At 62.5% G+C, this 18,418-nt stretch carries 14 protein-coding genes; 12 read left to right on the top strand and 2 right to left on the bottom strand.

Translation table 11 applies throughout. The features are described from left to right. The first annotated feature begins 108 nt into the window (after nucleotides 1–108). On the top strand, nucleotides 109–1,041 hold the full coding sequence (locus WHX55_RS14080; RefSeq protein ID WP_150723979.1) for a helix-turn-helix domain-containing protein: 933 nt from the start codon (nucleotides 109–111) through the stop codon (nucleotides 1,039–1,041). Here the strand turns inward: WHX55_RS14080 and WHX55_RS14085 are convergent. Together WHX55_RS14085 and WHX55_RS14090 are read right to left on the bottom strand one after the other, a co-directional pair. Further along, entirely contained in the window at nucleotides 1,038–1,625 is a 588-nt protein-coding gene (locus WHX55_RS14085; protein ID WP_353742924.1) for a cupin domain-containing protein, read from the bottom strand. The two genes, WHX55_RS14080 and WHX55_RS14085, sit on opposite strands and share 4 nt — an antisense overlap. 176 nt (nucleotides 1,626–1,801) lie before the next feature. Further along, nucleotides 1,802–3,763 carry an FAD-dependent oxidoreductase gene (locus tag WHX55_RS14090; protein WP_353742925.1) on the bottom strand — a complete coding sequence of 654 codons (1,962 nt, stop codon included), beginning with the start codon at nucleotides 3,761–3,763 and terminating at the stop codon, nucleotides 1,802–1,804. Nucleotides 3,764–4,076: 313 nt separating this feature from the next. Here WHX55_RS14090 and WHX55_RS14095 point away from each other — a divergent pair, with 313 nt between their 5' ends. The 11 genes from WHX55_RS14095 (at nucleotide 4,077) to WHX55_RS14145 (ending at nucleotide 18,405) form a co-directional block, all read left to right on the top strand. Beyond that, nucleotides 4,077–5,126 carry an ABC transporter substrate-binding protein gene (locus WHX55_RS14095; protein WP_353742926.1) on the top strand — a complete coding sequence of 350 codons (1,050 nt, stop codon included), beginning with the start codon at nucleotides 4,077–4,079 and terminating at the stop codon, nucleotides 5,124–5,126. Between the two features lie 75 nt (nucleotides 5,127–5,201). Next, entirely contained in the window at nucleotides 5,202–5,990 is a 789-nt protein-coding gene (locus tag WHX55_RS14100; protein WP_353742927.1) for a class II aldolase/adducin family protein, read from the top strand. A gap of 246 nt (nucleotides 5,991–6,236) precedes the next feature. Then, nucleotides 6,237–6,884, top strand: coding sequence for a TetR family transcriptional regulator C-terminal domain-containing protein (locus tag WHX55_RS14105; protein WP_110659255.1), 648 nt, complete (start codon nucleotides 6,237–6,239; stop codon nucleotides 6,882–6,884). Between the two features lie 92 nt (nucleotides 6,885–6,976). After that, nucleotides 6,977–7,693, top strand: a complete 717-nt coding sequence (locus WHX55_RS14110; protein WP_353742928.1) for a response regulator — start codon at nucleotides 6,977–6,979, stop codon at nucleotides 7,691–7,693. 5 nt (nucleotides 7,694–7,698) lie between these two features. After that, entirely contained in the window at nucleotides 7,699–8,472 is a 774-nt protein-coding gene (locus WHX55_RS14115; protein ID WP_150723972.1) for a transporter substrate-binding domain-containing protein, read from the top strand. After that, nucleotides 8,469–10,724 carry an ATP-binding protein gene (locus WHX55_RS14120; protein ID WP_353742929.1) on the top strand — a complete coding sequence of 752 codons (2,256 nt, stop codon included), beginning with the start codon at nucleotides 8,469–8,471 and terminating at the stop codon, nucleotides 10,722–10,724. Before WHX55_RS14115 ends, WHX55_RS14120 begins: the two co-directional genes overlap by 4 nt. A gap of 208 nt (nucleotides 10,725–10,932) precedes the next feature. After that, a complete protein-coding gene (locus tag WHX55_RS14125) occupies nucleotides 10,933–12,345 on the top strand; it encodes an amino acid permease (RefSeq protein WP_353742930.1) in 1,413 nt (470 codons plus the stop codon). A 331-nt stretch (nucleotides 12,346–12,676) separates the two neighbouring features. Next, complete coding sequence (locus WHX55_RS14130) at nucleotides 12,677–13,468, top strand: enoyl-CoA hydratase-related protein (protein WP_150723968.1); 792 nt, start codon at nucleotides 12,677–12,679, stop codon at nucleotides 13,466–13,468. 40 nt (nucleotides 13,469–13,508) lie between these two features. Next, nucleotides 13,509–14,669, top strand: coding sequence for an acyl-CoA dehydrogenase family protein (locus WHX55_RS14135; RefSeq protein ID WP_150723967.1), 1,161 nt, complete (start codon nucleotides 13,509–13,511; stop codon nucleotides 14,667–14,669). A gap of 18 nt (nucleotides 14,670–14,687) precedes the next feature. Next, a complete protein-coding gene (locus WHX55_RS14140) occupies nucleotides 14,688–16,787 on the top strand; it encodes an acetate--CoA ligase family protein (RefSeq protein ID WP_353742931.1) in 2,100 nt (699 codons plus the stop codon). Nucleotides 16,788–16,797: 10 nt separating this feature from the next. Continuing rightward, on the top strand, nucleotides 16,798–18,405 hold the full coding sequence (locus WHX55_RS14145) for a 5-guanidino-2-oxopentanoate decarboxylase (RefSeq protein ID WP_353743051.1): 1,608 nt from the start codon (nucleotides 16,798–16,800) through the stop codon (nucleotides 18,403–18,405). The last annotated feature ends 13 nt before the right edge of the window (nucleotides 18,406–18,418 follow it).

The following is an 18,418-nucleotide window of genomic DNA, read 5'->3' on the forward strand; positions in this document are numbered from 1 at the left end:
GACACTTCCCCTGTAGCGCGTTGACGACTATCTTGTGCGAGCCTTGCGGTTCCATCTATCCACTTTAAGCAGCACAAAGCGCACCAAAAGAGTGCGTAAGGTCGCCCCATGACAGGTTCCACTTCCCTTCAGGTCCAAGCGTTCAACACCGCCGATGTCGCCGAGCAAATCCGTGCCACGCCGGGCTGGGTGCAGCAATACCAGCAGATGTCGCCGGGGCACTTCGCAGGCCTGGTGCGTTATCTGGATCTGCAGGGCGTGGAAATTTACGAAGAGTCGATGAACACCCGGGTCGAGCAGAATTTCAGCGCGCCCCAGGGCTCGTTGTCGTTCTGTTTCGATCGCGGCGACAACGCGCTGTACCTGTTGAATGGCGAGAGCCGCAACATCTGGATCACCCCGGAGAACTATCAGGAAATCGCCGTGGTGTTCGGGCCGGAGTTTGTAAAGCGCCACAGTCTCGACATCGCCAGGCTTGAAGGGCTGTTCATGGCACCGCTCAACTCCCAGCAGAACGCGCTGTTCTGCCGTTGGCTCAGCGGGACCTTGACGCGGCTGTCGCAGACTTTCGATCCACCGAGCCGCGAAGCGCTGACCCAGCAACTGCTGGAGGACTGCCTGTTCATCCTCGACAACGCCTGTGTCGGCCTCGACCAAGGGGCCTTGCAGCGTCGGGCCGGGGAGCGGGCGATCATGAAGCGGGTAGGGGAATGGGCCGCGGACACCCCGGAAGAACACCTCAACCTGCTGGAGTTGTCCCAGGTCGCGGGGGTTTCATTGCGCCAGTTGCAGCATGCGTTCAAGACCTACACCGGCATGGCGCCGACCCAATGGCTGCGCCTGCGCCGACTCAACAGCGCCCGCCGCGAACTGCTCAGCCGCACGCCCACGCAAACCACCGTGGCCGAAGTGGCGATGCATTGGTCGTTCTGGCATCTGGGGCGGTTTTCCAGCAGCTACCGCGCGTTGTTCAACGAGCTGCCGAGCGACACCCTCAAGCGTGCGAGTACCACTCAGGCAAGCGGTCGCAGCCGACGTTAGAACGTCGGTGGCGTAATTACCCAGATCACCACTGCATCGACATCGCCGGGGTTGCCATAGCGGTGCGGTTCCTGGCTGGAAAAGCTGAAGCTATCGCCTTCATTGAGCTGGAAATGGCGCTCGCCGACCCACAACTCGAAACTCCCCGAGAGCAAGTAGCCGGCCTCTTCACCGTCGTGGCTGTAGCTTTGCTGGCTGTAGGTGCCGGGCGGGAAACGCGAGTGGAGCATTTCCAGTTGGCGGTTGGCTTGCGGGGTCAGCAACTGGTCGACGATGCCGTCTTCGTAATGCACGTTCAGGCGGCTGTTCTTGCGCACCACGACGCCATCGTCTTCGGGCGCGGTGACCGCTTCACTGGCGAAGAACCATTGGATGGTGACGCCAAGGCTGCGGGCAATGTTGAACAGCGCCGGAATCGACGGGTAGGCGAGGTTGCGTTCCAGCTGGCTGATGTAGCCGGCGGTGAGTTCGCTCTGTTGCGCCAGTTCCGCCAGGGTCATGCCCCGGCGCTTGCGCAGGCCGCGAATGCGCGTGCCGAGAAAATGCGGTTCGGCGGCGGGCTGGGACTTGCTATTGTTGCTCATGGAAAATTCCGAACCGGGAAGGGGCCACATCCCCCTGTAGGAGCGAGCCTGCTCGCGATGGTCGTTAACGATAACGCTGGAAGCCTGACACCCAGCGGTGTTCTCGGGTTCATCGCGAGCAGGCTCGCTCCTACAGGGGCGGTGTTAGCCGTTAAAGCCCCGGAGTATAAACAGCCTTAAAGCTCCCACGCGACTTTCAGTCCTTCATAAATCGCTTCTTCGGCGGTACGCGGCGCCAGGCAGTCGCCGATGCGGCGAAACTCCACCAGCCCTTGCAACTCAGCGCCCAGGGTATCCACCGGTTGATGGCCCTGGCACAGCACCAGCGTATCGATGTTCTCCATCAGCATCGGTTCGCCACTGGCGGTGTGTTGCAGGTACACCGTGTTGTCATCGCAGCCATACAGCCGCGCGTAGGGCGTGATCGGCACGCCCAGCTTATGCAGCTCGCCGGCCAGTTGATCGCGTACGTACAGCGGCAGGTTTTCCCCGCAATGGGTGCCGTTGACCGCCAGTTGCACCTGGTGCCCGGCGCGGACCAGGCGTTCGGCGATGCCTGGGCCGATCCAGTCGCAACGCCAGTCGACCACCACCACCGAACGGCCGATCCGTACTTCATCGCGCAGCACTTGCCAGGCATCCACCACCTGCAATTCACCGCCGCGCTCGAAGGGCGGCCAGTAGGGCTCGGCTCCGGTAGCGACGATCACCACGTGCGGTTTTTCCTGCTCCACCAGTGCCCGGTCGACCCGGGTATTGCGCACCACGCGCACGCCGGCCAGTTGCATTTCCCGTTGCAGGTTGGTGCTGGCACCGCCGAATTCGCTGCGCCGTGGCAGCAGTTGCGCGAGCAACACCTGACCACCCAGTTGCGAACTGGCTTCGTACAGCGTCACCTCATGGCCGCGCTGGGCCGCGACGGTGGCGGCTTTCATCCCGGCCGGACCACCGCCGGCAATCATGATGCGTTTGCGCCGTGGCGCTTGTCGGCGTTCGCCGAAGATCAGTTCGCGCCCGGTTTCCGGGTGCTGAATGCAGGAAATCGGCAAGCCCTTGTGGAAGTGGCCGATGCACGCCTGATTGCAGGCAATGCACGCCCGCACGTCTTCGACGCGGCCGGTGTCGGTCTTGTTGGGCATTTGCGGATCGCAGATCAGCGCCCGGGTCATGCCGCACACATCGGCCTGGCCGCGAGCCAGAATCAGCTCGGCTTCCTGGGGCTGGTTGATGCGCCCGGTGACGAACAGCGGAATGTTCAAACCGGCCTTGAACGTCCCGGCTTCTTTAGCCAGGTACGCCGCTTCGATCGCCATCGGCGGCACGATGTGCACCGCGCCGCCAAGGGATGCCGAAGTGCCGGCGACGATATGCACGTAATCGAGCTGCGCTTGCAGTAACTGCACGGCGGCCAGGGATTCGTCTTCGGTCAGGCCTTCCGGGTCGCGCTCGTCGGCGGAGATGCGCAGGCCGACGATGAACTGCTCGTCGGTCGCCTCGCGCACAGCGGCTATGACCTCGCGCAGAAAACGCAAACGCTGTTCCAACCCGCCGTTGTAGCCATCGGTACGCCGGTTGACCCGCGGATTGATGAATTGCGCCGGCAGGTAACCGTGGCTGGCCACGACCTCGACGCCGTCGATGCCTGCCTGGTGCAGGCGGCGGGCGGCAGCGGCATAACCGGCGACGATCTCGTCGATCATGGCCTGGTCCAGCGCGCGGGGCATCACCCGGAAGCGTTCGTTGGGCACCGACGAGGCGGAGTAGGCCACCGCCAGCAGGCCATCGCTGGACTCCATGATCTCCCGCCCCGGATGGAACACCTGGGACAACACCACGGTGCCGTGGGCGTGGCAGGTTTGCGCCAGTTTGCGGTAGCCCTCGATGCACGCGTCGTCGGTGGCCATCAGCACGTGGGAGGTGTAGCGCGCACTGTCATGCACGCCGGCCACTTGCAGCACGATCAACCCGGCACCGCCTTCGGCACGCGCCCGGTGATAGGCGATCAATTGTTCATTGACCAGGTTGTCGGTGGGCATCGAGGTGTCGTGTCCGCTGGACATGATGCGGTTCTTCAGGCGCTTGCCACGGATCTCCAGGGGTTCGAACAGGTGCGCGAAGGCGGGTGTCGAGGTCGGCATGGTGCGGGTACTCCAGGCTGGCTGACCTGTGTAGGAGCGAGCATGCTCGCGATGGTCGTCAACGATAACGCTGGGTATCTGACACCCCGCGGCGTTCTCAGGTCCATCGCGAGCAGGCTCGCTCCTACAGAGGCATCAGGTTTCGTTGTAATTATTGCGCTATAGAAATTTACCTTCAGTAAAAAATCAACTTGTTTTTTTACTGTGGCGTGGAGTAGTTTCGTCTCGAGCCCGCTCCCGGGCCGAACCTCACAACAATAAAAAAGGGCTGCGCGGGCCTTGGGTCCCGTGGCACCTGCAAGAGGAACCACTGATGAAATCGCACACGCTCAAGCACGGTTTTTATCCCTTGGTGTTGTCCGTGGCCATGGGCCTGGGCAGCGCTCAGGCAGCATCGGACATGGTGGTGGTCGGATACGGCGGAGCCGGACAAAAAGCCCAGGACATGGCGTTCTTTCAACCCTTCGCCGCCGAGGATCAAAGCAAGGTGATCCAGAGCGAATACAACGGCGAGATGGCGAAAATCAAAGTGATGGTCGACACCGGCAACGTCGACTGGGACGTGGTGCAGATCGAAGGCCCGGACCTGATGCGCGGCTGCGAGGAAGGCATGTACGAGCGTCTGGACTGGACACGTCTGGGCCACGCCGACCAGTTGATCCCCGAGGCGGCGCAGGAATGCGGGTCTGCGGCGCTGGTGTGGAGCGTGGCGATTGCCTACGACACCGACAAACTGTCCCAGGCCCCGACCTCGTGGGCAGACTTTTGGGACGTAAAGAAAACCCCCGGCAAGCGTGGGCTGCGCAAACGCGCGGTGTACAACCTGGAGTTCGCCTTGCTGGCCGACGGGGTCAAGACCGAAGACGTCTACAAGGTGCTCGGCACCCCGCAGGGTGTGGACCGGGCATTCGCCAAACTCACTGAGCTCAAGCCTTACATCCAGTGGTGGGAGGCGGGCGCACAACCGCCGCAATGGCTGACCGCCGGCGATGTGGTGATGACCTCGACCTACAGCGGACGCATCGCCGACGCCGCGCAGAAAGGCAGCCACCTCGCTCTGGTCTGGCCCGGCAGCCTGTACGGCATGGACTACTGGGCGATCATCAAAGGCTCCCGGCATGTGGATCAGGCCAAGCGTTTTATCGCCTTCGCCAATCAGCCGGACGCCCAGGTCAACTACGTGCAGCAGATCCCCTACGGCCCGACCAACACCCAGGCCGCCGCACGGCTGGACGACAAACTGGCGCAATGGGTGCCCACCGCGCCGCAGAACCTCAAGGGCGCACTGTCGATGAACGTCGGTTTCTGGGTCGATCATGGCGAAGAGCTCGAAGAGCGCTTCAACGCCTGGGCCAGCAAATAATCACGGATGGCTGGACGTGTCCAAGCGTCCAACCATACTGTCTGCCCCAGCCGATCAGCCTGGAGAACCACAAGAATGAACAACATCGCTACCCACCTGGCCCCTGAACGCAGCGCCACCGAGCAGCGCCTGCGTGAGGAGCTGGCGGCCTGTTACCGCTTGATTACGCACTTTCGCATGACCGATCTGATCTTCACCCACATCTCGGTGCGCATTCCGGGGCCGGAGCATCACTTTCTGATCAACCCTTACGGGCTGATGTTCGATGAAATCACCGCGTCGAATCTGGTGAAGATCGACCTCGATGGTCACGCCGTGGAGCCGTCGCCGTATCCGGTCAACCCGGCCGGTTTTGTGATTCACAGCGCGATCCATGGTGCCCGTGAAGATGCGCAATGCGTGCTGCATACCCATACCAAATCCGGGTGTGCGGTGGCGGCGTTGAGGTGCGGGTTGTTGCCGGTGAACCAGATTTCCATGGAGTTCTATGGCCGCGTTGCCTACCACGACTATGAAGGCGTGGCGCTGGACCTGAGCGAGCAGCAACGGCTGGTGGCGGACTTGGGCGACAAGTCGGTACTGATGCTGCGCAACCATGGTTTGCTGACGGTGGGCGAGACGGTGAGCCAAGCGTTCCTGCGCATGTACTACCTGGAAAAGGCCTGTGAGATTCAGTTGGCGGCCATGGCTGCCGGTGAGTTGGTGCTGCCGCCGGCGGAGGTTTGCGCGCATACCGAGCGGCAGTTCAATGATCCGGGGCGACCGTTGGAGGACGGGGAACTGAGTGATCCCGATGCCATGCAACTGGCCTGGGCGGCGTTGTTGCGGATGCTGGATCGGGTGGCGCCGGGGTATCGGGACTGACCTCGGCTCTCGGTTGTTCAGTCTGGCCTCATCGCGAGCAGGCTCGCTCCCACAGGGGGTTTGCGTAGTACACGGAATATGTGGCAACCCGGATCAAATGTGGGAGCGGGCTTGCTCGCGAAGCAGGCACCACGGTCTACCAGACTGGCAACTGACTGGAGCAATGGCCCGCTCTTGCTGTACAGTCGTTCAGCCCGCCGCTTACCCGCACAGGCCTAAACGATTGAACCAAGGAGCGTGTCGCCGATGAATCAGGAAGCCCGTTTTTCCCGCATGGAACCGGAGTTGCGCAAAGCCAACCTGATCGAGGCGACGCTGGTGTGCCTCAAGCGTCACGGCTTCCAGGGCGCGTCGATCCGCAAGATATCCGCCGAGGCCGGGGTCTCGGTGGGGCTGATCAGCCATCACTATTCCGGCAAGGATGAACTGGTGGCCGAGGCCTACATGGCGATCACCGGGCGGGTCATGACCTTGCTGCGCGATGCCATGGAGCAAGCCGCGCCGAATGCCCGGGAGCGCTTGTCGGCGTTTTTCCGTGGATCGTTTTCCGCCGAGCTGCTCGATCCGCAACTGATCGATGCGTGGCTGGCGTTCTGGGGCGCGGTGAAAACCGCCGAGGCCATCAACCAGGCCCACGATCATTCCTATGGCGAGTATCGCGGCATCCTGCGCAAGGTTCTGGCGGAACTGGCCCGGGAGGAAGGCTGGGAAAATTTCGACGCCGACCTTGCCGCTATCAGTCTCAGCGCGTTGCTCGACGGCTTGTGGCTGGAGTCCGGGCTGAACCCCGGTACCTTCACCCCGGAGCAAGGCATCCAGATTTGCGAGGCCTGGGTCGATGGTTTACAGGCCGGCGGACGCCAGCGTTTTTGCGTGCAGACGAGCGACTGTTGATCAGTCGTTCAGTACTGGATACTCTCTGGCGCCGATGCAGGAAAACACTCTAATAAGAAACTGGCCTTCGGGCCTGAGCCGGACACCAAGCGATGACTCCTCGGGTATTGATCGTCGATGACGATCCGCTGATTCGTGATCTGCTGCACGCCTACCTGTCCCAGGAAGGTTACGAAGTCCATTGCGCCGCCACGGCGGAATTGGCGGAAACCTTCCTCGCCAGCCAGACCGTCGACCTGGTGATGCTCGACATCCGCCTGCCGGGCAAGGACGGCCTGACCCTGACCCGCGAGCTGCGGGTGCGGTCGGAGGTCGGGATCATCCTGATCACCGGGCGCAACGATGAAATCGACCGCATCGTCGGCCTTGAATGCGGCGCCGATGACTACGTGATCAAACCCCTCAATCCAAGGGAACTGGTGTCCCGGGCGAAAAACCTGATTCGCCGGGTCCGTCATGCGCAAACCCCAGCGCCGGCCGTCGTGGCGGCCAAGCCGGTCAAGCAGTTCGCCGACTGGGCGTTGGACACCGACCGCCGTCGCCTGATCGACCCGTCCGGCAGCGAAACCCTGCTGACCCACGGCGAATACCAGTTGCTCAGCGTGTTCCTGCGCAACAGCGGCCACACCCTCAGCCGCGACCAGTTGATGGACCAGATCCGCAACCGCGAATGGGTGCCCAACGACCGCTCCATCGACGTGCTGGTCGGGCGCCTGCGCCGCAAGTTGCACGACGATCCGGCCGAACCCCAGTTGATCATCACCATTCACGGCGCCGGTTACCTGTTCACCGCCAGCGTGGCGGCCTGAAGCTGATGGCGCGATGGTTTTGCTTGCTGGCGCTGCTGGTGGCCGGCCATGCCGTCGCGGCGGACAAGGTTCGCTATTGCGATTACCCGGTGTACCCGCCGATCTCCTGGAGTGATGGCAAGCAGGTGCGCGGCCTGGCACCGAACGTGGTGAAAAACCTGTTCGGCCAGTTGGGTTACGAGGTCGAGATCGTGGTGCTGGGCAACTGGAAACGCTGCCTGCTGGACGCCGCCGAAGGCCGGGTCGATGTGGTGCTGGCCTACAGCACCGCGCAACGGGAGCAAAGCATGCTGTTCTCGACAGTGCCGGTATTGCGTGAAGAAGTGGCGTTGTTCATCAACCGCCAGCACCCGGTGAAATTCGAACAACTGGACGACCTGGCCCATTACCGTGGTGGCCTGTTGTTTGGCGAGAGCTACGGTGTGGAGTTCGATCGCATGGTCGCGCGCAACAACAATATCGAATGGGTTTCCGACAGCCACCAGAACTTCGGCAAGCTGATTCGCGGGCGCATCGATTTCATCACCCAGGAGCGACGCACCGGCCAGCTGTACGTGGAAAACCTGCCCGGTGGCCAGGACATCATTGCCTTGCCCAAGGCATTGAACGTGGACTATCTGCGGGTTGCCGTGTCGCGGCGCTCGCCCTTGGCCGCTCGCATGCCCGAGATCAATGCGCAGTTGCAACGCATGGTCGATGCCGGTGACATCGAGCGCTGGCTCAACGAGAGCGAAGTGACCTACCGCGACATGATCAACCTGCCGGCGGATGCGCAATGATTCGCGCCCGTCCCGGTGGACTGTTGCGGCGCCTGTTGCTGTTCATTCTGTTGTTCAGCCTGTGCTTCACCGTGCTGGCCAGCAGCGTGCAGCTGTACATCGAGTATCGACGGGAAATGCGCGACATCGATTCGCGCATGGAGCTGATCCGCGCCGGCTACCTGGCCAGCCTGGAACGCAGCCTCTGGGACTTGAACCAGGAGCAGTTGAACGTGCAGTTGCGCGGGCTGGTGGACTTCTCCGACGTCGCCCGGGTGCACTTGACCAGCGCCGATTTCGACCTGGTTCAGGGCAACCCGGACCCCACGGGACCGCTGCGTATCGAGCGTTTTGTCCTGGACTATCAGCCGCCGTCCGGCCCTTTGCGCAACCTTGGCGAGCTGGAGGTCAGTACGGATCTGGGGGCGGTGTACCAGCGTCTCTACGCCACCGGTTTGACCAGTCTGTTGTGGATGGCGGTGTTCCTCTGCGGTCTGGCCGTGGCGTTGTCGGGGTTGTTTTATCGACTGGTGACCCGGCACCTGAAAGTCATGGCCGAGTTTGCCCGGCGCATCGCCGCCGGTGAATGGCATGAACCCCTGCACCTGGACAAGCGTCGCGGCAGCGATGAAATCGACACCGTGGCCCATGCGCTGGACGATATGCGCCGGGCGATCCTGCGGGACATCGAGCGCCGGGAAACCGATCGCCTGGCCTTGCAGGACAATCGTGACGAGCTGCTGAAAATGGTCGAGCGCCGCACCGCCAGCCTGATGCGCGCCAAAGACGAGGCGGAAGCGGCCAACCTTGCCAAGTCGCGGTTCCTGGCGACCATGAGCCACGAACTGCGCACGCCACTCAATGGCATTCTCGGCATGGCCGAGCTGCTGCGCGGCGCGCGTCTGGACGCCCAGGACGGCAAACGCCTGGATGCCTTGCACAAGGCCGGCGAAGGCTTGCTGACGATACTCAATGAGGTGCTGTATTTCGCCAAGCTGGAGGAGGGCGTCAGCCATCCCGAACCGGTGGATTTCTCGCTGCGCCAGTTGCTCGACGAGGTACTCACGCTGTTGGAACCGAGAGCGCTGAACAACGACACGATCCTCAGTTGCCGCATCGATCAACGGATTGCCGAGTATCACCACGGTGCCGAGCAGTTCCTGCGTCAAGTGCTGAGCAACCTGCTGGCCAACGCGATCAAGTTCACCGAAGGCGGCGAAGTCAGCGTCGAGGTAGCGCTGCTCAGCGAAACCGGTGAACAGGCGGGGCAGCGGCTGAGGGTCAGTGTCACGGACGACGGCATCGGCATTGCCCCTTTGACGCAGGCGAAGATTTTCGAGCGCTTCACCCAGGCCAGCGAAGAAGTCGCGCAACGTTTTGGTGGCACCGGGCTGGGGTTGGCGATCTGCAAACATCTGGTGGAGCAGATGGGCGGCTGCATCGGCGTGGACAGTGAAGAGGGGCGCGGCAGTTGCTTCTGGTTCGAACTGTCCTTGCCGCCGGCAAGCGGCGTGGCTGAGGCCCCGCCGGTGCGGGCGGCGGGGCCGGCACTGAACATCCTGGTGGTCGAAGACGTGGCGCTCAATCGCGAAGTGGTCAAGGGCTTGCTGCAACGGGACGGCCACCGGGTGTGGCTCGCCGAAGAAGCGGATCAGGCACTGGAACACTGCGCGGCGCGGGTGTTCGATCTGATGCTGCTGGACGTGCATCTGCCGGGCATCAGCGGTGTCGAGTTATGCCGGCAGATCCGCAACGGTGACGGACCGAACCGCCATACGCGCATTTTCGCCTTGACCGCCAGCGTGCAACCGGCACTGGTGCGCGGTTATCTGGAGGCCGGTATGGACGGTGTCCTGGCCAAACCCTTGAAGCTGGAAAACCTGCGCCAGGTGCTGGAAGGGCAGGCGCCTATGGCCGAGTCGCTGCCGAGCGATGAGGCAATGGACTGGCCGCTGTTGCAGACCCATCGCAACTTGCTCGGCGAGCAAAAAGTCCAGAGTTTGCTGGCGGTGCTGCGCGACTCGATTCTTCAGCACCGCGATGCGCTGCATGAAGCCATTGCCGCCGACGACTGCACCGAGGTCGCGCAACTGGCGCACCGTCTGGCCGGCAGTTGTGATTCGCTGGGGTTTCGCTCACTGGCCACGATGCTCAGGGCGCTGGAGACGTTGGCCTTGGGCAACGATGAATCGGCGATCCGCCACATGAACCCCGCGCTGGATGAACAAATGCAGCAGGCACTGACCACCCTGAAAGGCCTGTTGCAAAGCTGACGTACAAGTTTGTTACGACTTTGTACAACTTCGATCTTTACGGTCAACGCGAACTTACATGGCTTTCCAATAATCGACGCAACCGCCGCAGCGCGGTCTTCGAAGCTTATTGGAGATAATAATAATGAATTGCCGTAAAGCTGATCCCTCCCTGCGCCGTGACGAGCTGTCGCGCGCTGCAAACCTCACTGACTGCTGAGGTGCCGACATGAACGAAAATACTGATCATAAAGGCATCCAGCTGACCCGCGCCCTCAAGAGCCGGCACATCTTCATGCTGTCGTTGGGCGGCGTCATCGGCACCGGGTTGTTCATGGGCTCCGGCGTGACCATCAATCAGGGCGGCCCGGTGGGGGCGATCCTGGCTTACCTGGTCGCGGGTTTCCTGATGTACCTGGTGATGGTCTGCCTGGGTGAACTGTCGGTGCAGATGCCGGTGTCCGGTTCGTTCCAGACCCATGCCACCAAATACATCGGCCCGGCCACCGGGTTCATGATCGGCTGGGTGTACTGGATGAGTTGGGCCACCACCGTGGGCCTGGAGTTCACCGCCGCCGGCATGCTGATGACCCGCTGGTTCCCGGAGGTGCCGATCTGGTACTGGTCGGCGCTGTTCGTGGTGGTGCTGTTCGGTATCAATGCCATGGCGACCCGCGCCTTTGGTGAAGCCGAATACTGGTTCTCGGGGATCAAGGTCGCGGCGATTCTCGGTTTCATCGTGGTCGGCGTGCTGGTGATCTTCGGCGTGATGCCCCTGAGCAGCGGCGCACCGGCACCGATGGCGAGCAACCTGATCGGCGATTCGTTGTTCCCCAACGGCCTGTCGGCGGTGTTCGCGGTGATGATGACCGTGGTCTACGCGTTCCAGGGTTGCGAGATCATGGGCGTGGCGGCCGGTGAAACCGATCAGCCGGAAAAGAGCATTCCCCGCGCCGTACGCAACGTGGTGTTCCGCGTGCTGATCTTCTACGTGCTGGCGATCATCGTGCTGTCGGCCATCGTGCCGTGGCAGCAGGCGGGCCTGATGGAAAGCCCGTTCGTGCAGGTGTTCGACATGGTCGGCATTCCTTATGCGGCCGACCTGATGAACTTCGTGATCCTCACCGCGATCCTCTCGGTGGGCAACTCCGGCCTGTATGCCTCGACGCGCATCCTGTGGGCGATGTCGAAAACCGGTATGGCGCCGAAAAGCCTGTCGCATCTGAGCAAACGCGGTGTGCCATTGCGCGCCTTGAGCATCACCCTGTGCTTCGCACTGGTGTCGCTGATGACCAGCTTCGTCGCCGCCGACACCTTGTTCATGGTGCTGATGGCGGTGAGCGGCATGTCCGGCACCGTGACCTGGATTGTCATCGCGCTGGCGCAGTACAAGTTCCGCAAGGCGTATCTGCGTGATGGCGGCAAACTCAGCGACCTGAAATACCGCGCGCCTTGGTTCCCGGTATTGCCGCTGATGTGCATCACGCTGTGCTGCTCGCTGTTCGTGTTCCTGGCCCTGGATGAAACCCAGCGCCCGTCGTTGTATTGGGGCTTTGGATTCATTGCGCTGTGCTATGGCGCGTACTTCCTGATTCATCGCAAGCGCCAGGGCGTGTTGGCGCCGAGCTTGCCGACTGCATAACACCTCCAGATAACCGTTTCCCCTGTAGGAGCGAGCCTGCTCGCGATAGCGGTGGATCAGTCAACAGAAATGTTGAATGTGATTCCCTCATCGCGAGCAGGCTCGCTCCTACAGTTGTTTTGTGCTGGGTGTAGGCAGTTGTTCGAAGTTGTAACAGCGCTAACGGCTTACGCTCGCCCATCTATAAATAATTCAAAAAAATCAATGTGTTACATGATTATTGAGCTTGTTACAGCCCATTCCTCCGCCGATTGCCGCCTTACTGAACACTCGTTTAGTATGGCCTCAAGTCGCATCACCTCAGACCAATCACAATAATTCGAGGATTCCCATGACCACTCAATCGTCGCTGCTCAGCCAGGTCGAAGCAGGCGTTGCCTGGATCACCCTCAATCGCACTGCCCAGCGCAATGCGCTGGACATTCCGACGCTGAAAAACCTGCACACCTTGCTCGACGGTTTCAACGCCGATCCAGCGGTGCGCGTGGTGGTGCTCACCGGCAGCGGCCGCAGTTTCTGTGCCGGCGCTGACCTCGATGAATGGGCCGATGCTGAAGCTCGGGGCGCGCTGGAAACCTACGGCTGGACCGAAACCGCCCACGCCTTGATGACCCGCCTGCACAGCCTGGAAAAACCCACCATCGCCGCCATCAACGGCACCGCCGTCGGCGCCGGGATGGACTTGACCCTGTGCTGCGACCTGCGCATCGCCGGGCAATCGGCACGCTTCAAGGCCGGCTACACCAGCATGGCGTACTCGCCGGACGCCGGCGCCAGTTGGCACCTGCCGCGTTTGATCGGCAGCGAACAGGCCAAGCGCCTGCTGTTCCTCGACGAATTGTGGGGCGCCGACCGTGCCCTAGACGCCGGTCTGGTTAGCGATGTCTGTGCCGACGATCAACTGCTGACGGTCACCAGCGAACTCGCCGCACGCCTGGCTGCCGGTCCGACCTTCGCCTTCGCCCAGACCAAAAAACTCATGCGTGAAGGCGCCGAACGCAGCCTGCCGGAACAACTGCAAGCCGAGCTTGCCGCCGGTTTGCTCTGCGGTCGCAGCGAAGACGGCAACGAAGCCCTGCGCGCCGCCATGGAAAAACGCCCGGCACGTTTCATCGGTCGTTGATTCCTCTCCATCTCCCAGAACACGAACAACAGGTAGCAGCATGAATTTCCAACTGACCCAAGAACAAGAAATGTTGGTGGACTCGGTACGCAGCTTCGTCGAGAAGGAACTGCTGCCCTATGAAGAGCAAGTCGACCGCGCCGACGAGGTCTCCCCGGAGCTGGCGGCACAGATTCGCGGCAAGGCGATCGCGGCAGGTTTCTACGCCTTCAACATGCCCGAAGAAGTGGGTGGTGGCGGCCTGGATTACCTGTCCCAGGCGCTGATCGAACGTGAGCTGTCCAAGGTGTCCTGGGCGCTGCATGTGTTCGTCGCACGGCCGTCGAAAATCCTCATGGCCTGCACCGGCGACCAGATCAACGACTACCTGTTGCCGAGCATCCAGGGCGAAAAAATCGACTGCTTCGCCCTGACCGAGCCGGGTGCAGGCTCTGACGCCAACGCGATCAAGACCCGCGCCGTGCGTGAAGGCGACGACTTCATTCTCAACGGCAGCAAGCACTTCATCAGCCACGCCGGCCATGCCGATTTCGCCATCGTCTTCGCCGTGACCGACACCTACGAACACAACGGCAAAAAGCGTAACGCCGTGACCTCGTTCCTGGTCGACCGCAACACCCCGGGCATGACCATCCGCCGTGGGCCGAAGTGCGTGAGCAACCGTGGTTACCACACCTTCGAAATGTTCTTCGATGACTGCCGCGTGCCGGCCAGCAAAGTGCTGGGCGAAGTCGGCAAGGGTTGGGACGTGGCCAACGCCTGGCTGACCGCCGGGCGCGTGATGGTCGCCGCTAACTGCGTCGGACAGGCCCAGCGTGCACTGGACGTGTCCTTGCAATGGGCGGCGGACCGCAAGCAATTCGGCCAGCCGATCGGCACTTACCAGGGCGTGTCGTTCAAATTGGCCGACATGGCCACGCAAATCCGCGCCGCCGAACTGCTGACCCTGCACACCGCCTGGAAAATGGACCAGGGCACCATGACCGATGGCGAGGCCGGCATGGCCAAGCTGTTCGCCAGCGAAGTGCTGGGACGCGCCGCCGATGAAGCGGTGCAGATCTTCGGCGGCATGGGCCTGATGGACGAAGGTCCGGTGGAGCGCATCTGGCGTAATGCGCGGATCGAACGGATCTGGGAAGGCACTTCGGAAATCCAGCGCCACATCATTTCCCGCGAGCTGCTGCGGCCGCTGCTGCGCTGATCGGCCTGGAGAATTCCCATGTCCCAAACCATTCGTGACAACCTCAAACGCATGCTCGCGCCGCAACACGTGGCGTTTGTCGGCGGCCGCAGCATGGCCCGCGCCCTCATGCGCTGTGCCGAAGGCGGCTACCAAGGGCAAATGTGGCTGGTCAATCCGCAGAATGACAGCCTCGAAGGCGTACCGTGCGTACGCAATATTGCCGATCTGCCATGTGGACCGGATGCAGTCTTCATCGCCACCAACCGCGAGCTGACGCTGACCTGCGTCGCTGAACTGGCCGCCATCGGCGCGGGCGGCGCGATCTGCTACGCCTCCGGCTTCGCCGAGACCGGCGCCGAAGGCCAGGTCCTGCAACAGCAACTGCTCAAGGCCGCAGGCGACATGGCCTTGCTCGGGCCGAACTGCTACGGCCTGCTCGACTACCTGCACAGCTCCGCGCTGTGGCCGGTGGCCCATGGCGGCAAAGCGGTGGAGAAGGGCGTGGCGGTGCTGACCCAGAGCGGCAACTTCGCCTACAACCTGTCCATGAGCGACCGCTCGCTGCCGGTGGCCTACATGGCTTCGGTGGGCAATCAGGCGCAACTGGGCGTGGCTGAACTGATGGACGTGTTGCTCGACGAACCGCGCGTCACCGCCATCGGCCTGCACCTGGAAGGCCTGAAGAACGTGCCGGGTTTTGCCCGCGCCGCGCACAAGGCGCTGGAAAAGGGCATTCCGATCATCGCCCTGAAAACCGGCGTGTCGCAGATCGGCGCCGAACTGGCCTTGAGTCATACCAGTTCGCTGTCCGGTTCCGATGCGCTGTACGACGCGCTGTTTGATCGTCTCGGGGTGATCCGCGTCAGCGGCCCGGTGAGTTTTGTCGAAACCCTCAAGGCCGCGGCCTGCGGCAACCTGCCGGCGGGCAACAGCCTGATCGCGCTGGCCTGTTCCGGCGGCGACGCCGGGCTGATTGCCGACTACGCCGAACGCAACGACCTGGACCTGCCGAAACTCGATCAAGGGCAGGTCAGCGAACTCGCGCAAGTGCTGCCGACCTACGCCAACCTGGTCAACCCGCTGGATTTCACCACGGCGATCTGGGGCGACGGCGAAGCCTTGAACCGCATGCTCGACAGCGCGCTGCGCACCGAAGCCGACGCGGCGATGTTGGTGCTCGACTACCCGTCGGAGTTCACCGGCGAGCGCAAGGAATGCGACCTGCTGCTGGAGTTGTACTGCGCGGCACTGCAACGTCACGGCAAGACCGGTTTTGTCACCTCGGCCTTCCCCGAGTTGCTGCCGGCCCATGCCCGTGAGCGTCTGCACGCCCAAGGCGTCGCGGCCTTGCAGGGCGTTGAGGACGGGTTGGCCGCGTGGGGTCGCATCGCCGGTTATCAACGCAACCGCCAGGTCTTGCTGGCGCTGGGCGAATCGGCGTTGGTGCCGCTGTGCCCGCACGCGCTGGAAGGCGAGGGGCGTTTGCTCAATGAATGGGATTCCAAACAGGCATTAAAAGCCTTTGGCCTGCCGACGCCCAACGGCGTTTTGAGCACCCCGGACAAGGCCCTGAAGGACGCCGAAACCCTGGGCTATCCGCTGGTACTCAAAGCGGTCAGTGCCCAACTGCCACACAAGACCGAGGCCGGTGCCGTGGCGTTGAACCTCAAGGACGGCGCGGCATTGAGCGCTGCACTGGAGAAGATGCGCAGCAGCATTGCCGCTTACGCCCCGGGCGTAGCCTTCGATCAACTGTTACTCGAACCCATGGCCAAGCCGCCACTGGCTGAACTGATTGTCGGCATCAAGCGCGAAAACGATTTCGGCCTCGCGCTGGTGATCGGTGCCGGCGGCATTCTGGTGGAGTTGCTCAAGGACAGTCGCAGCCTGTTGCTGCCGACCACCGACGGCGCGATCCGCAATGCCTTGCTCAGCCTGCGCAGCGCACCGTTGCTGCAAGGTTTCCGTGGTCGCGAGTCTGCGGACCTGGATGCCTTGGTGACCGCCATCCGCGCCGTGGCGGACTACGCCTGCGAAAACGCCGGACACCTGCTGGAACTCGATGTGAACCCATTGTTGGTCGGTGCCCACGGCACGACTGCGGTCGATGCGTTGATTCGCTTCGGCCAGGAGTGAGGACATGAAAATGCAAAGCAAAACCTTGACCGGTGGCCAGGCCCTGGTGCGTCTGTTGGCCAACTACGGCGTCGATACCGTGTTCGGCATCCCCGGCGTACACACCCTGGAGCTGTATCGCGGCTTGCCAGGCAGCGGCATTCGCCACGTGCTGACACGCCATGAGCAGGGCGCCAGTTTCATGGCCGACGGCTATGCCCGGGTCAGCGGCAAACCCGGCGTGTGCTTCGTCATCACCGGCCCCGGCGTGACCAACGCCGCCACCGGCATCGGCCAGGCCTACGCCGACTCGATTCCGATGCTGGTGATTTCCAGCGTCAACCACAGCGCCAGCCTGGGCAAGGGCTGGGGCAGCCTGCACGAGTGTCAGGATCAACGGGCGATGACCGCACCGATCACTGCGTTCTCGGCAGTGGCGCTGACCGCCGAAGACCTGCCGGAACTGATCGCCCGTGCCTACGCGGTGTTCGACAGCGAGCGTCCGCGCCCGGTGCACATTTCGGTTCCGCTGGACGTCTTGTCGGCGCCGATTGCCCGTGACTGGAGCAATGAGGTGGTGCGTCGCCCGGGTCGTGGTCCGGCTTCCGCCACCGCCATCGATCAAGCCGTGGCCAAACTGAAGGCTGCCAAGCGACCGATGATCATCGCCGGTGGTGGTGCGCTCAATGCCGCTTCGCAACTGCAAGACATCAGCACCCGGCTCGCTGCGCCGCTGTTCACCAGCGTCGCCGGCAAGGGTCTGCTGCCGCCGGGCGCGCCGCTCAATGCCGGTTCATCCCTGTGTGTGGAGCCGGGCTGGAACCTGATCGCCGAGGCCGACGTGGTGCTGGCCGTCGGCACCGAAATGGCCGACACCGACTTCTGGCGTGAACGCCTGCCGCTCAATGGCGAACTGTTGCGCGTCGACATCGACCCGCGCAAGTTCAACGACTTCTACCCATGCGCGGTGGCATTGCACGGCGATGCACAACAAACCCTCAGTGGATTGCTTGAGCGTTTGCCGTCTGATGTGCGCGATGCCAGCGCTGCGACTGCCTCGGTCACCACTCTGCGCGAAGCGGTCAAGGCCAGCCATGGCCCGTTGCAGTCGATCCATCAATCGATTCTCGACCGTATCGCCGCAGAGCTGCCGGACAACGCATTCATCAGCACCGACATGACCCAGCTTGCGTATACGGGTAACTACGCCTTCGACAGCCTGGCCATCCGCAGCTGGTTGCACCCCACCGGCTACGGCACCTTGGGTTATGGCCTGCCGGCCGGTATCGGCGCCAAGTTCGGCGCGCCGCAGCGGCCGGGCCTGGTGCTGGTAGGTGACGGTGGTTTCCTCTACACCGCCCAGGAACTGGCCACAGCTGTCGAGGAACTAGACAGCCCGCTGGTGGTGCTGCTGTGGAACAACGACGCCCTGGGGCAGATCCGCGACGACATGATCGGCCTGGATATCGAACCCATCGGCGTATTGCCACGTAACCCGGATTTCGCCGCCCTGGCTCGTGCCTTCGGTTGCACCGTGACTCAGCCGCAAAGCCTGGCCGAGTTGCAGACCGACTTGCGCCAAGGCTTCAAGCGTAATGGCGTGACCCTGATCGAACTCAAGCATGCCTGTGCGCATTGATCTGTATTTTAAG

This window comes from Pseudomonas fluorescens (assembly GCF_040448305.1).
GTDB lineage: Bacteria > Pseudomonadota > Gammaproteobacteria > Pseudomonadales > Pseudomonadaceae > Aquipseudomonas > Aquipseudomonas fluorescens_BH.